The 15,580-nt window shown below is 62.9% G+C and carries 10 protein-coding genes; 8 read left to right on the forward strand and 2 right to left on the reverse strand.

Annotated features, from left to right (window positions below):
• Positions 1–139: 139 nt before the first annotated feature.
• Positions 140–895, reverse strand: coding sequence for a histidine utilization repressor (gene hutC, locus BH682_RS24740; RefSeq protein ID WP_024487384.1), 756 nt, complete (start codon positions 893–895; stop codon positions 140–142).
• A 109-nt stretch (positions 896–1,004) separates the two neighbouring features.
• A complete protein-coding gene (locus BH682_RS24745) occupies positions 1,005–5,651 on the reverse strand; it encodes an NAD-glutamate dehydrogenase (protein ID WP_223304511.1) in 4,647 nt (1,548 codons plus the stop codon).
• A 234-nt stretch (positions 5,652–5,885) separates the two neighbouring features.
• Here BH682_RS24745 and BH682_RS24750 point away from each other — a divergent pair, with 234 nt between their 5' ends.
• The 8 genes from BH682_RS24750 to BH682_RS24785 all read left to right on the forward strand — a co-directional run bounded on the left by BH682_RS24750 (position 5,886) and on the right by BH682_RS24785 (position 15,561).
• A complete protein-coding gene (locus tag BH682_RS24750; protein ID WP_007732726.1) occupies positions 5,886–7,055 on the forward strand; it encodes an acyl-CoA dehydrogenase family protein in 1,170 nt (389 codons plus the stop codon).
• A gap of 11 nt (positions 7,056–7,066) precedes the next feature.
• A complete protein-coding gene (locus tag BH682_RS24755; RefSeq protein WP_003940060.1) occupies positions 7,067–8,209 on the forward strand; it encodes a CaiB/BaiF CoA transferase family protein in 1,143 nt (380 codons plus the stop codon).
• Positions 8,210–8,246: 37 nt separating this feature from the next.
• Positions 8,247–8,909 carry an IclR family transcriptional regulator gene (locus BH682_RS24760; protein WP_003939923.1) on the forward strand — a complete coding sequence of 221 codons (663 nt, stop codon included), beginning with the start codon at positions 8,247–8,249 and terminating at the stop codon, positions 8,907–8,909.
• A gap of 91 nt (positions 8,910–9,000) precedes the next feature.
• The gene (locus tag BH682_RS24765) at positions 9,001–9,792 is read left to right on the forward strand and encodes an IclR family transcriptional regulator (RefSeq protein WP_007732728.1); all 792 of its coding nucleotides are present in this window, start codon (positions 9,001–9,003) and stop codon (positions 9,790–9,792) included.
• Between the two features lie 109 nt (positions 9,793–9,901).
• Positions 9,902–11,470, forward strand: a complete 1,569-nt coding sequence (gene hutH, locus BH682_RS24770) for a histidine ammonia-lyase (protein WP_075834426.1) — start codon at positions 9,902–9,904, stop codon at positions 11,468–11,470.
• Positions 11,467–12,540 carry a histidinol-phosphate transaminase gene (locus BH682_RS24775; RefSeq protein WP_064687733.1) on the forward strand — a complete coding sequence of 358 codons (1,074 nt, stop codon included), beginning with the start codon at positions 11,467–11,469 and terminating at the stop codon, positions 12,538–12,540. Before hutH ends, BH682_RS24775 begins: the two co-directional genes overlap by 4 nt.
• 16 nt (positions 12,541–12,556) lie before the next feature.
• Positions 12,557–13,921: an FAD-binding oxidoreductase gene (locus tag BH682_RS24780; protein ID WP_058037655.1), complete on the forward strand. Its 1,365-nt coding sequence runs from the start codon at positions 12,557–12,559 to the stop codon at positions 13,919–13,921.
• 203 nt (positions 13,922–14,124) lie between these two features.
• Positions 14,125–15,561 (forward strand): purine-cytosine permease family protein, encoded by a 1,437-nt coding sequence (locus BH682_RS24785; RefSeq protein WP_003940251.1) that lies wholly within the window; start codon positions 14,125–14,127, stop codon positions 15,559–15,561.
• Positions 15,562–15,580: the final 19 nt, after the last annotated feature.

Genomic DNA, 15,580 nt, shown 5'->3' on the forward strand with positions numbered 1-15,580 from the left:
AGTGAGGTTGCGGAAGCAATAACCGTCCACCCATGATCTCAGTGTGCTCGCAGTCACGTCCTGGTCGATTGCACCGAAGTCGGCCCCGAAAATGGTGCAATCGGACGAGCGAGTGTTCAGGATTCGCCATTCGAAACGATCAGCGCTCGAAGGTTCCTTCCAAGCGATTGCGTGAACCCGGATGGATCAAGCGCGCCGCGCTGACCAATCCGTTAGCCGACCAGGTGCGGCGGCGAATCAGCAGGCACGGTTCCCCGCGATCGATGCGTAACAGCTCGCATTCGTCCGGGCTACCCAACACCGCTTCCACGACATGCTCGCCGCGAACCAGAGGCGCAACGTCACTCAAGTAGTTGTTGGGGGTGATCGCGGTGAAGTCCTGGCGCAGATAGTCGGGCGCCTCGTTCGGATTCACGAATCGGTCTTCCACCTGAATCGGAGTTTCGTCCTCGAAGTGCACCATCAGCGAATGGAACACCCGTTTGCCCACCGATTCACGAAGGAACGTCTGCCCGTGGTCGGTTTCTTCCTCACGAACGAAGACGACCTCGGTTCGATGACGGTGGCCGCGGCGCTGAATCTCGTCGGCGATGTTCTTGACTTCGAACAGCGGGGACGCGGTCTTCGTGGCGGCGACAAAAGTACCGACCCCCATCATCCGCACGATCAGACCGTCGCTGGTGAGTTCGCGAAGCGCTCGATTGATCGTCATTCGTGACAACCCCAGCGCACTGACCAGTTGATTCTCCGAAGGCAGCTGATCGCCTTCGGTCCACCGACCCGAGTTGATCTGCGAGACCACGAGGTTCTTGACCCGTTCGTAGGCAGGGGCGGACTCGCCGCCTGCCTCGTTGAACAGCACGGCGAGTTCTGCGTCCACTTCGGCAATCGCCATCGCCACCACCCGTTCGTCGAAAACCACCGAGTCGGTTCTCCCGTTCGGCCTCCGAAGTCTATCCGCCTCGTGCACCTTTCCGATCCATCCGCGAGCGTCCGCGCCGGACCTAACCCACCATGCGCCGCAATTGGCTCGTCGCAACCGAAAGCGCAGCAAGATCGTGTTGCCCGGACGCCTCGATCTCTGCGAGCGCGAGAGTGGACCTCTCGATTCTCGACGCATTCCTTTCTTCCCACCTCGAGAGTTTTTCCGCTGTCGTGTCACCCGCTTCCGCGTCGGCCAAGACGTCGAGGGTCAGGGCCCGCACCGTCGAGTACAACTCGTCCCGCAACGACAACCTCGCCAACGCGTTCCATTTTCCGTCCTTGCTCAATGCCGACACTCGATTGAGCATCGGGACGAGCCCAACATGCTCACCGAGCCGGAAATAGAGTTCGCCGGTCTCCGAGATCGTCCGATCGGCGAGGTCCGCGATCTCCACCACGTCGAGCAGTCCGAACTGATCGAGCAATATCTCCACTCGTCTGACCAGGTTCTCCGGCGCGCCTTTGTCCGTGATGAGGACCGTTCGCGCAGCCAGGTTCCGCTGATCTGCGCCTACCAGCCAGCCATCGAGCTCTGCCGACGCCTCCGCGATGCGATCACCGAATCTGCTGATCTCGGCCCCGACGGCCAGCGGTTGCGGACGACGTGTCAGCATCCACCGTGACGCCCGGTCGAGCAGTCGCCTGGTGAGCAGGATCAACTCGTCGGACACTGCGGTCGAGATCGAGGCTTCGCTGATGTCGTGCCACAACCCCCACAGTCCGAACACCTCGGAGACCACAGTGAAGGCACGTACTGCGTCTTCCGGATCAGCGCCGACTTCTTCACCGAGCCGATACGCATAGGTGATGCCGCCTCGATCGATGACGTTGTTCGTCAGCACTGTCGCGACGATCTCGCGACGAAGTGGGTGCCGGTCGAGGGCGTCACCCCCTGCAACTCGAACGCCCTCCGGAAAATAGTTCGCCAGCACCTGGCGGTAGATCTGGTTGTCGATCGAGCTTCCCGCCAACAGCGTGGATTTCAGATCGAGCTTGACGTGGGCCATCAGTGTGGCGAGTTCCGGCGACGTCAGCCCCGTTCCCGACTTCTCGGCCGCGGCGAACTGCTTCTTGGTCGGAAACCCTTCGATGACACGGTCGACGATCCCACGCGATTCGAGGTTGGAAATCACTCTGCCGTGCACACCGATCATCGCCCCCGCATCCGCCCGCGTGGTACCCATCAGTTCGTTCTGCGAACGGTTGTCTGCGAGAACGAGTTCTGCGACCTGGTCGGTCAGCGATTCGAGTAGTGCGTCACGACGTGAGTCCGTGACGACGCCTGAGCTGATCAGGGAGTCGAGAAGGATCTTGATGTTCACCTCGTGGTCGGAACAATCGACTCCGGCCGAATTGTCAAGGGCGTCTGTGTTGATCCGTCCACCGCCGCGTGCGTATTCGATCCGTCCGGCCTGGGTGAGGCCGAGATTGCCTCCTTCACCGATCACTCGGGCACGCACTTCGTTGCCGTTCACCCGAACGGCGTCGTTGCTCTTGTCGCCGACTTCGAGGTCGGACTCACCGGAGGACTTGACGTACGTTCCGATGCCGCCGTTCCACAACAGATCTGCCGGGGACCGCAGAATCGCCCGAACCAGTTGCGGTGGAGTCAGTTCGGTGACGTCGTCCTCGAGGCCCAGTGCCTCTCGTATCTCGTCACTGATCGGAACGCGCTTCGCCGAGCGTTCCCACACTCCGCCGCCGGCACTGATCAAGGTCGGGTCGTAGTCGGCCCACGAGGATCGGGGGAGCGCAAAGAGACGTGATCGCTCGTCGTACGAGCGCTCAGGCGACGGGTTCGGATCGACGAACACGTGCCGATGATCGAACGCCGCGATCAGGCGAATGTGTCTGCTGCACAACATACCGTTGCCGAAGACGTCGCCACTCATGTCTCCGATCCCCACCGCGGTGAAATCATCGTGCTGGGTATCGACGCCGAGCTCACGGAAGTGCCGCTTGACACTTTCCCAGGCGCCCTTGGCCGTGATACCCATGGCTTTGTGGTCGTAGCCGACCGACCCGCCGGACGCGAAGGCGTCGCCGAGCCAGAATCCGTACTCCGCGGCAACCTCGTTCGCGATGTCGGAGAACTTCGCAGTTCCCTTGTCCGCGGCGACAACAAGATACGTGTCGTCTCCGTCGTGGCGAACGACCCGCCGCGCCGCGACAACGGCCCCGCTCTGCTTGTCGACGTTGTCGGTCAGATCGAGTAGTCCGCGAATGAAGGATCGGTAGCAATCGATCCCGGCCGCCAACGCGGCTTCTCGGTCTGCGTCTGCGCCCAGCCCTGGAACCGGTGGGCGTTTGACGACAAATCCGCCCTTCGCTCCGACAGGCACGATGACTGCGTTCTTGACTGCCTGCGCCTTCACCAATCCCAGTACCTCGGTGCGAAAGTCCTCTTTCCGATCCGACCAGCGCAAGCCGCCGCGAGCCACCGTACCGAAACGAAGGTGCACACCTGCTACATCGGGTGAGTACACGAATATCTCGAACTTCGGTCGAGGGAAAGGCAATACGGACAGCTTCTCCGAATCGAACTTCAACGAGAGCGCGCCGAGCGATTGAGTGGGATACACGAAATAGTTGGTACGCAACGTGTTACGGACCAGTTCGGACAATGCGCGCAGGATCCGATCGGCGTCGAGTCCTTGCACCTGCGCCACGGCCGTTTCCACGTCCGCTGCTGCACGTGCACCTCGATCTCCGTCGACGACGCCAGGATCGAAACGGCTCTCGAACAATTCGCACAATCTGCCGGCGATCTCGGGATGATCGGCAAGTACCTCGGCGACGCGACCGGTGCTGTAAGGAAATCCCGCTTGCTGCAAGAACTCCGCGTATGCCCGCAGCACCACTACCTGTTTCCAGCCGAGTCCCGCGATCGCGACCAATTCGTTGAACGAGTCCGGCTCGGCGTCACCGTTTCGAACCGCGGCAAACGTCGCCGCGAATCGCGCGGCAAAGTTGTCGAAGCCTTCGACCGGAGCACTCGGATAGTCGAGCGTGAACTCGTAGATCCTGGACTGTTCGGTTCCCACCGGTGCGATCTCGTACGGACGTTCGTCGACCACTTCGACGCCCAGGCTCTGCAATACGGGCAGCACCTCGCCCAGCGAGAGCGGATCACCCGAGACGTACAGCCCGAGACGGTGAGTACCCGGTCCGTCGACAGATCGGGCCAACCGTGGACTTACTTCTCCGGGCGCGAGGCCCTCGAACACCGCCATGTCCTCGGCGGCTCGGACAGCGTCGAAATCCTGCTTGTATGCCGCCGGAACTCGCTCGGCGAACCGAGCACGCCTGCGCCGCTCGTCGTAGTGCGAAGCATCCAGAACGAATCGTTCGTCCCACGTCAGGCACGCGTCGACGACGAGGTCCCGAATCTCCCGTGCTTGTCGCGCCGACGCGAAGTTCGCGCCGCCGCCGACTGTGGCCGTGAAATGTACGACGGCCAAGGGGGATTCCGAGACTCGACTGGAGAACTCGATATTGTGGGCACCGAGTGCGTCGGCGAGTACCGACTCGGCCGTTGTTCTGATCGTCGTACTGAATTTCTCGCGCGGAACGAAGAGCAAAGCCGACAACTCTTGATCTCGCCCTGTCGCCGGGGAACTTCCCACCGGTTGCAAGAACAGATGGATCGATGTGCGGCCGTCCACGGAAGTGAGTTCGTCCAGCGCGTCCGCGATTCGGGCCGGCTCGGCCGCCAGGAGCACTGTGACCGGAATCGACTGAATCACTGCCAGCATCGATTGTCCGACAAACGAATCGACGGTGGATCCTGAGGCCTCGAAGATGTCTGCGACGCGTCCTCGCACGAGCGGGGTTAGCCTGACGTCGGCGACGATACCGGTCGCGGTGAAGAACCCGACGAATCGGTACGCACGGTCGCCGACGGACACGTCGATCTCGGTGGCGTATTCGGATCCACCGAACCCTTGCCGGAGGTACACCACTGCAATCGCGAGGGGCGCCGCTTTCGAATCCGAAGAGCCGGTTGGATCGGGGAGCACGCCGATGGCGTACGGCTCGTCACTGTCGACAGTTCGCGCACCACCGATGACACTGAAGTTTCCGGCGCTGCACCACCGGAGAAAGTCAGCTTCTTCGGCGTAGCCGTTCGAGTCCAGTTGCTCGCGCGCCTCGTCGACGAGGTCCCGCAGGGGCACGGAATCGCGGAAGGCACGCGCGATACGGTCGAGGATTCCGGCGACGTCGTCCGCGATCACCTGCGCCTGCGCGTCCGAACAGTGTGCGGGTAGTCCTATGTGGATCCATGATTCGGTGCGCTCCCCGGCCCGGGCGTCTTCGGTGCTGTGCGCCGGTTGTACGGCTGTGCGAAGCACGGGGTGCACCACGAATTCAGGTTCCACGCGGGCACGGGCAAGTGTCGCCAAGACCGCTTCGACGAGCTGCGGCATGTCGTCGCCGACGTATTGAATCGCGGGGCCATCCCCTAACTCCCCGGCCGGCGCGAGTCGCGAGATCGACGAGTTGTGTCCTCGTCGACGCGAAAGGTCCATGTGCGCGGCGACAATCGCCAGCTTGCGGTCTTCGGCGAGCGCAGCGTATCGATCCGCCGACAAGCCCTCGAAATACGTACTGGACACCCTCCTCACATTCTCGGAGTCCGGTGTCGTGTCGACTGAAACGAGGCTCATGTCAGCACCTTCCGTCGAAAGCCACGCTGCTTCCGACTTGTAGTGGGTTCGATCCGCAATCAACTTGTCTATACAGGCTTAGACAAGTTGATCATTGCAGAACGTGAGCCGCGACACAACAAATTCACCCCTGGACAAATTCGCCACCCTCGGCCATAGTCAGTCCATGCCAACTAGTGGCAATTAGATTTCATTAGATGAAATTCGTAACTATTCCGCCTCGAAGGAGCCCCCGTGACTACCCAGACCGCGCCCGACACCGACAGCGTCGATCTCGCAGAGTTCCGCAGCACTGTCCGAGCCTTCGCCAACGCCGAGATCCACCCAGGAGCAGCCGCACGCGACGAGTCCAAGGAGTTCCCGGCGCAGCTGGTCAAGCGCCTCGGGCAGCAGGACCTCATGGGCATTTCCGTGCCCGAGGAATTCGGCGGCCTGGGTCTGTCGACACGAACCCAACTGGTCGCCATCGAAGAAGTTGCACGCACCGACGCCGCGCTGGCATCGATCTACACCGCCCACTACCTGGGCCTCGAGCCGATTCTCGTCGGCGGCTCCGAAGAGCAGAAGCATCGCTGGTTGCCCCAGCTCGCGTCGGGCGAACTACTGGCCGGCTTTGCACTCACAGAACCCGATGCCGGCTCCGACATCGCCTCGATGCGTACCGTCGCCCGACGCGAGGACGACGGCTGGCATCTCTCCGGATCGAAGACGTACATCTCCAACGCCAAGGAAGCCGACCTGGTCGTGCTCTTCGCCAAAACGGACCCGAGCGCAGGATTCCGAGGCATCACCGCCTTCGTCGTCCCCAAGGGAACTCCGGGAATCAGCTACTCGGAGCCGCAGGACAAGATGGGAATTCGTTCGGCCCCGACGTACACCGTCTACCTCGACGACGTCGTTCTGCCGCTCGACTCCGTGATCGGCACCGAAGGTCGCGGCGGCAACATTGCCTTGACCGCCCTGAACCGAGCACGCATCGACGTAGCGGCAATGGCAAACGGCATCGCTCTGCGCGCTTGGGAACTGGGACGCGAGTACGCAACGGAGCGAAAGCAGTTCGGCACGCCGATCTTCGACTTCCAGGCAATCCAGCTACTCCTCGGTGGCTGCGACGCGCAACTTGTCGCATCACGCGTCACCGCAGACTGGGCCGCCGACGTCAAGGACGCCGGTCAGGACATCCGCCGCGCCGCATCGATTTCGAAGTACGTCGCCACCGAAGCCTGCTTCTCGATCGTCGATCAAACCGTACAGATCCACGGTGGCGCAGGTTTCATGCGCGAATCGGAAATCGAACGCCTGTACCGCGATTGCCGCATTCTCCGCATCTTCGAGGGCACCTCGCAGATCCAGTTGCTCACCATTGCCGGCAATGCTCCGTCGCCGCGTTCCACCGAGTTCTGAAAGGCGCGGACATGACTGCACTTCCCCCACTCGACGGCATCCGGGTCATCGACCTCTCGCGCGTCCTTGCCGGACCCTACTGCACCGCACTGCTTTCCGACGCCGGTGCGGACGTCGTCAAGATCGAATCCGAACACGGTGAAGACTCTCGGCACCTCGGCCCGTTCCGCGACGGCGAGAGCATCTACTTCAACGTGCTCAATCGTGGCAAGCGTTCGGTGGCACTCAACCTCAAGAACGACGAGGACCGTGAGGCGCTGCTGACGCTCATCGAGACCGCCGACGTCGTCGTCGAAAACTTTCGCCCCGGCGTCACCAAGCGCCTGGGAATCGACTACGAGGCTGCGCGGGCTCGCAATCCGCGCATCGTGTACGCGTCCATCTCCGGTTTCGGACAGGACGGGCCCATGTCCGGAGCCGCCGCCTACGACCTTGTAGTCCAGGCTCTTTCGGGAATCATGAGCATCACCGGTTCGGAGGAATCCGGGCCGACACGGTTGGGTGAGTCGTTCGGAGACCTGGTCGCCGGGCTGTTCGCCGCCTGGGGAATCAGTACCGCCCTGCTGAGTGCACGGGCGAGCGGACTCGGGCAGCACCTTGACGTCGCGATGTTCGACAGCATGCTCGCCATGCTGCCGACAGCACACAGCCAACTGCAATCCACCGGGCTCACTCCCCCACGCGTCGGCAACCGTCATCCGGTGTCAACACCGTTCGACACCTACAAGGCCGACGACGGACTCTTCGTCCTCGCAGTTGCGAGCCAGTCGGGTTTCGAGAAGCTGGCGCAGACGATGAATCGCGTCGACCTGATCGCAGATCCCCGATTTGCCGACGACACCGCCCGGACCGAGAACGAACCGGCACTGCGCAAGGAGATCGAAAACTGGGCTGCCGGAAAGACCGTCGCCGACGTGGTCGGTATTCTCGGCGACGCGGGCCTCGCCGGCTCGGAAATCTGGGACGTCCAGCAGGCACTCACCTCCGCGCAGGCCGAGTATCGCGGAGTCGTCGAATCGTTCGAGCACCCGGTAGCAGGAAAAATCTCCTACGTACGACAACCCGTCGTGTTCGGTGATAGCCGACGCCCCGATGTCCGCCGCAGTCCCCTGCTGGACGAGCACCACGGTGAGGTACTGCCGGGCTCGCGATAGATTCAGCGCAGACATCCCTCGGCACTTGGAGTAGGACATGGCCCCCGGCGACGTGACCCGCAGCGCGAATCGCACGTTCGAACTTCTCGGTGCGATCGTCGAGCACGGCGGGTTGACGCTCGGCGACGCCGCCAAGGCAACCGATCTGGCAACCAGTACCGCGCTTCGCCTGATCAGAAGCCTCGAACAAACCGAGTTCGTCGTCCGCGGCGAGGACAACGTCTATCGCGTCGGCCCGCGGCTACTACAGATCGGGGCTCGCGCTCTCGGTGACAATCAACTGTTGCCGAGAGCGCGGCCCGCGATGAAGGCCATCGCCGAAACCACGAGAGAGTCGACCTACCTGTCGACGAAGGGACCGAAAGACACTGCGCTGTATCTCGATCAGATCGAGGGCACGCACGCGATCCGCCACATGGGGTGGGTGGGCCAGAGCGTTCCCCTGGACGGCACCGCCGTCGGCGCAGCGTTGAGCGGCAAGGTAGGCGAGAGCGGGTACGCCATTGCGCACGACACCATCGAGGATCACTCGACCGGAGTTGCCGCGCCGATCTACAACGCGGTCGGTCAGATAGCCGGAGCGCTCAGCGTCGTCGGCCCGACATTCCGTCTGACGGACGAGGTCTGCGCCAGCCACGGTCGTGTCTTGGTGGAGCACTGCGCCCGGTTGTCCGCGGAACTCGGCAGCCAGACACCCTGACCACCCCGAGCACTTGGCGATTCAGTCTCGTATCCGAGACAATGTGGTTCTCCGCTCCCACCTCAGCCCTACCCGTAAGGACACACCCCATATGACGACGAGCCGCGTGAAATCTGCTGAGCGCGTGCTCGACGTGCTCGATCTCCTGGCCCGCCGGGGTGTGCCGCTGGCGACGGCAGAAATCTCCAGCGCCCTCGAGCTGCCGAAGAGTACGACGCATCACCTCCTCAATGTCATGCGGGATCGACGGTTCGTCTCGTACTGGGCTGATCAACGCGCCTGGACCCTGGGTGTCTCGGCGTTCGAAGTCGGTGCGTCGTACATGCGGTCCGGCCCACTTCACCGTGAGGGCCAACGATTCATGCTGGCACTCACTCAGTCGACCGACGAGACCTCCCATCTGGCGGTACTTCAGGGTTCTGACGTCATCTACCTCGACAAACGTGAACCTCTGAAGCCCGGCGTTCGGTTGGTGACCGAGATCGGGACCCGCCTTCCGGCGCATCTCACCGCAGTCGGGCGGGCGATTCTGAGCCGTCTGGATGCGGAACAGATCAGCGCGCTCTACGAGGGGTACACCTGGCCGACGCGGACCGGAACGGGTCCGTCGACGCTCGCCGAACTGCGAGAACTGCTCGCCGCAGCACGTGAGAGCGGATATGCGGTCGAAGAGAATGCGACGACATCCGGGATCAACTGCATCGCCAGCCCCGTGATCACACGGGACGGTCGTCCGGTCGCAGCTCTCGGCGTCACCTTCCTCTCCGGCTCCAAATCGGCCGAGGAGAGTGCCCTGATCGCCGACCGAGTGCGCGCCGTCAGCGCCGAGTTCTCCGCCGATCTCGGAGATCGAATGGTGGAGACCCCGACCGCAGACATGTAGCCAATTTCTCCGTTCCGTACTTTGCGGGCCTTGTTTTCGTCTCATATTCAAGACTAGAGTCTCGTATACAAGACTTTGTTAGATAGCCACGCATCATCATTGGAGTCCCATGAACGCCACCCCTGCCACCCAGACAGCCACCCGAACCATCGAGGTCGGAATCGGCGCTGTCACCATCGCCAACGTCGTCGACGTCGCGCGCAACGGATACGGCGTTGCATTGACCGCGGAATCACTGGCCGCGATCGCCGAAAGTCGTGCACGCATCGAAGCCCTGGCCGCAGACCCCACACCGGTCTACGGAGTTTCCACCGGATTCGGCGCACTTGCCACCCGGCACATTCCGGCGCATCTGCGGACACAGTTGCAGCGCAGCCTGATCCGCTCACATGCGGCAGGTTCGGGACCGGAAGTCGAACGCGAAGTGATCCGGGCCTTGATGCTTCTGCGTCTGTCGACGCTCGCCACCGGGCGGACCGGAGTGCGCCCTGTAGTCGCACAGGCGTACGCCGACCTACTCACCGCAGGCATCACCCCGGTGGTGCACGAATACGGCAGCCTCGGATGCTCGGGAGATCTGGCACCACTGGCGCATGTGGCGATGGCAATCATCGGTGAAGGTTTCGTCCGCACCGCCGACGGTGAACTCACCGATGCGGCAACGGCATTGGCTGCCCATGGTCTCGAACCGGTGGTTCTGGCCGAGAAGGAAGGCCTCGCACTGATCAACGGTACCGACGGGATGCTCGGTCAACTGGCCCTTGCGATCACCGATCTCGATCATCTGCTCAAGTTGGCCGACATCGCTGCCGCTATGAGCGTCGAGGGCTTGCTCGGCACCGATCAAGTGTTCGCCGCCGATCTTCAGGCGCTTCGCCCCCACCCCGGACAGGGCGCGGCCGCCTCGAACATGGTGCGCTTGCTTGCCGACTCCCCGATCGTCGCCAGCCATGCGGGCCCTGACTGCACCAGAGTTCAGGACGCGTACTCACTGCGGTGCGCACCGCAGGTTGCCGGCGGCGCACGCGACACCGTCGATCACGCCCGACTGGTTGCCGGGCGCGAATTGGCCAGTGCTGTCGACAATCCCGTCGTCACTCTCGACGGAAGGGTTCGGTCGAACGGTAACTTCCACGGAGCTCCCGTGGCCTACGTCTTGGACTTTCTCGCCATCGTGACCGCGGATGTCGCGGGTATCAGCGAACGCCGAACCGACCGCTTCCTCGACGTAGCACGCAATCACGGTCTGACCCCCTTCCTCGCCGACGACCCCGGTGTCGACAGCGGACTGATGATCGCGCAGTACACACAAGCTGCCATCGTGTCCGAACTCAAGCGACTCGCGAGCCCGGCCAGTGTCGATTCGATTCCCTCCTCGGCCATGCAGGAAGATCACGTCTCCATGGGATGGTCGGGTGCACGCAAGCTCCGCCGGTCCATCGACGGTCTCACCCGAGTTCTCGCGATCGAGATACTGACTGCAGCACGAGGAATCGATTTGCGCTCCCCACTCGAGCCCTCCCCCGCCACCGGAGCCGTCCTTCGGACCCTGCGCGAGAAGGTGCAGGGGCCGGGTACCGATCGCTTTCTGTCCCCCGAGATCGAGGCCGCGGTGGACTTGGCGGCATCGGGTGCACTTGTTGCGGCCGCGGAGAACGCGATCGGCGCCCTGGCATGAGCGCGCCCGGTGCGCTGAGGCCTCGCCCCCGACCCGAAATCGAAGCACTCCCTCGATACTCCAAAGCCGCCGGCCTCGAGCAGGTTCGGTGGCGGGCGTCGAGCAACGAGTCGACGGTTGCACCCTCGGCGGCCATTCTCGAGGCCGTCAATCTCGCGGCCTCACACTCGCACTTGTATCCGTCGCTGTTCGGCGACACGCTGATCGCTCGGTTGAGCGACCGTCTGGGCGTGGGCGACGACCAGGTATTGGTCGGCGCCGGGTCGTTGGCACTGCTCCAGCAGGTATTGACTGCGTACACGGGTCCGGGCACCGAGGTCGTCTACCCGTGGCGCAGCTACGAGGCGTACCCGATACTGATCGGAATCGCCGGGGCGAGCGGTGTACCCGTCGCACTCGATTCCGAACATCGGCACGATCTGAGTGCAATGGCGGCGGCGGTGACGCCGCAGACCCGCGCGGTACTCGTCTGCAACCCCAACAATCCGACCGGTAGCGAGTTCTCGACCGCCGAGTTCGTCTCGTTCGCCCGTGCAATCCCGGGTGACGTCCTCATCCTTCTGGACGAGGCTTACCGGGAGTTCGCGACCAGCGATGTCGACGGCGTCGACCTGCTTCGAGCCTTTCCCAACATCGTCGTCTTCCGAACCTTCTCCAAGGCTTACGGATTGGCCGGACTTCGTGCCGGCTATGCCGTCACCAACTCGGCGATCGCAGCGGATCTTCGCAGCGCTGCACCGCCCTTCGGGCTCAGCGCCGTTGCCGAGGCCGCAGCCTGCGCGGCCCTGACCGATCCGGCACACACCGATTCGATAGTCGAAACGGTGACCGCGGGTCGTTCTCACCTACGTGAGCAATTGGCTCTGCGCGGCGTCGAGACGGTCCCGAGCGGTGCCAACTTCGTGTGGATTCCTCTCGGCAAGAGAGCTTCTGCACTCGAAGCGGCCTGCGTCGCGCAGGGTGTCTCGGTCCGGATGTTCCCCGGCGAGGGAGTGCGGGTGACCGTAGGTGAGCGGGCAGCAGAAGACGCCGTGATCGCCGCTGTGGATGCACTCGCACACAACCTTTGACCGACTGGAGAAAAGAATGTCCGTCCACGAACTTGCTCGGTCGATCGGTTCGAGTCGCCTGATCACCGACCCTGCGGTAATGGACTCGTACCGCCGTGACGAGGCCCATCTCGCCGAACCCGGCCATCCGGTAGCCGTCATGCTCGCCGAAACTGCGGCCGACATTTCCGAGGCTCTGAAATGGGCTACTGCTCACCGTGTCCCGGTGGTAACCCGCGGTGCGGGAACCGGTTTGGCGGGCGGCGGGGTAGCCGTCGAGGGCTGCCTGGTCATCTCGACCACTCGCATGCGCTCGATTCTCGAGGTCAATCCGGACGATCAACTCGCTGTCGTGGAAGCCGGGGTGATCAACGCCGACATCAGTCGAGCAGCAGACGAGTACGGGCTGATGTACGCCCCTGATCCGAGCAGTTTCGAGATCTCCACGATCGGCGGAAACATCGCCACCAACGCCGGTGGACTGCGTTGCGTGAAGTACGGCGTCACCCGCGATTCAGTCCTGGGTCTCGAGGTTGTGCTCGCCGACGGTCGGATCGTGCGGACAGGCCGAAGGACCGTCAAAGGTGTTGCGGGATACGACTTGACCAGTCTTCTCGTCGGTTCGGAGGGAACACTCGGAGTCGTCACGAGTGCCACGCTGAAGTTGCAGCCCAAGCCCAAGAGAGCACCGGTCACCGTCGTCGGCAGTTTCGATTCTCTCCGCTCCGCAGCGGACGCGGTTGCCGCGGTCGTTCGCGACGGGATCGGACCGAGCCTGCTGGAGCTGATCGATCGAGCAACGCTGCGCGCAGTCGACGACTGGAAACGAATCGGGTTGGAAGACAACACCGCCGCGATGCTGATCGCACAGGCCGACGGGGTCGATGCCGACGCAGCAGCCGCAGCGATGCAGAAACACTTCGAGAGGGCGGGCGCCGATTTCGTCGCCGTCTCGCAGGACGCGGCAGAAGCCGCACAGTTACTCGAGATTCGCCGACTCGCCTATCCGGCTTCCGAACGACTCGGGCAATGTCTCGTGGAAGACGTCGGGGTCCCGCGGTCGAAACTGCCCGACATGCTCGAGAGTATCGACCGAGCGGCCGCCGAGCACATGGTCAAGATCATGACTGTCGCGCATGCTGGTGACGGCAACGTCCATCCGACCTTCGTCTTCGACCGCACTGCCGACGGCTCGGTCCCCGAAGCCGTGTGGACCGCCGCGGACGAGGTCTTCCGGCGTGCTCTCGAACTCGGCGGAACTCTGACCGGAGAGCACGGCGTCGGCGTTCTGAAGCGTCGCTGGCTCTCTCTCGAGCTCGGCGAGGACAGCATGCAACTGCACCGATCGATCAAGGCGGCCTTCGACCCGCTCGGAATCCTCAACCCGGGTAAGGGTTTCTGATTTCTCGCGCGGTGTTACACAGCATTTACGCGAAAACGGGTCCCGGGTATTGACGCCTGTATATACAGGCATATACATTTATCCGCAGTGACAGTGACCCAGCGCACAAAGCACAAGGTGCAAAGCACCAAGCACGAAGAAGGTGGGCAATACCCCGACGTCGATTCCGTCGCTCGACGGGCTCGCAGCAGAAAGACAGGCCTATGACTCACGATGGACCGGCCGAGGTCATCCTCACTCCGGAACGACGCACTATCGACGTCGTCCCGGATGCAGAACGACACGGCACCCCGCGCAGCCAGTTCACTCTCTGGTTCGGCGCCAACATGCAGATCACTGCAATCGTCGACGGCGCTCTCGCCGTCGTATTCGGCGCGGACGCCATCTGGGCGATCGTCGGACTTCTGATCGGCAACATCTTCGGTGGCGCTGTCATGGCGCTTCACTCCGCCCAGGGCCCGCGTATGGGTCTCCCCCAGATGATCTCGAGTCGCGCCCAGTTCGGCGTCAAGGGAGCAGTCGTACCGCTTGTTCTCGTCATCCTGATGTACCTCGGCTTCGCTGCCACCGGCACCGTGTTGGCCGGACAGGCCGTCAACAAGATCCTGCACATCGACAGCCCCACCGTCGGCATCGTCGTCTTCGGTCTCCTCACCGCATTCGTCGCGGTCACCGGCTACAAGCTGATCCACATCGTCGGCAGGATCGCCACCGTCGTGGGCATCGTCGGATTCTCCTACCTGGCCGTTCGACTGTTCCTCGAGTACGACGTCGCCTCGTACGTCGGCATCAAGGGCTTCGACATAGTCACCTTCCTGCTCGCGATCTCGCTGGGTGCCGGTTGGCAGCTCACCTTCGGCCCGTACGTCGCCGACTACTCGCGTTACCTGCCGCGCAGCACTTCCGAGAGCACCACGTTCTGGTCGACGTTCCTCGGTAGTGTCATCGGATCGCAGTGGTCCATGACCTTCGGCGCTCTCGTCGCGGCCTGCGCCGGCGACGCGTTCCTGGGTAACCAGGTCGGCTTCATGGGAGATCTGGCCGGACCCGCTGCCATCGCCTTCCTGATCTACTTCGTCATCCTGGTCGGCAAGCTGACGGTGAACGTGCTCAACGCCTACGGCGGATTCATGTCGATCCTGACCACCGTCACCGCCTTCAACGGACAGTCTCGAATCTCGAGCACCGCGCGCACCCTCTACATCCTCGGTTTCACTGCGGTCTCGGTCTTGATCGCCATCGCCGCCAGCGCCGACTTCCTGGACAACTTCAAGAACTTCGTCCTGGTGTTGCTGATGGTGTTCACGCCGTGGAGTGCGATCAATCTGATCGACTACTACCTGATCTCCAAGGAACGCATCGACATTCCGGCGCTGTACGACGTCAACGGTCGATACGGAGCATGGAACTTCACCGCATTGGCTTGCTACGCCGCCGGCGTTCTCGCCCAGATCCCGTTCCTCGCCCAGAAGATGTACACCGGCCCCGTCACGGACATGCTCGGCGGCGCCGACATCTCGTGGCTCGTCGGCATCGTGTTCACCGGGCTGATCTATTACCCACTCGCCAAGCGCACGAGCAATCCCCCTTCGTCGATGATCTACCCCGATCACACCGCGATGACCGACTCTCGCGTCTGATCCCCCAACGTCTTTCGAA

Origin of the sequence: Rhodococcus sp. YL-1, from assembly GCF_001942025.1 — a bacterium.
Classification (GTDB): Bacteria; Actinomycetota; Actinomycetes; order Mycobacteriales; family Mycobacteriaceae; genus Rhodococcus_F; species Rhodococcus_F qingshengii.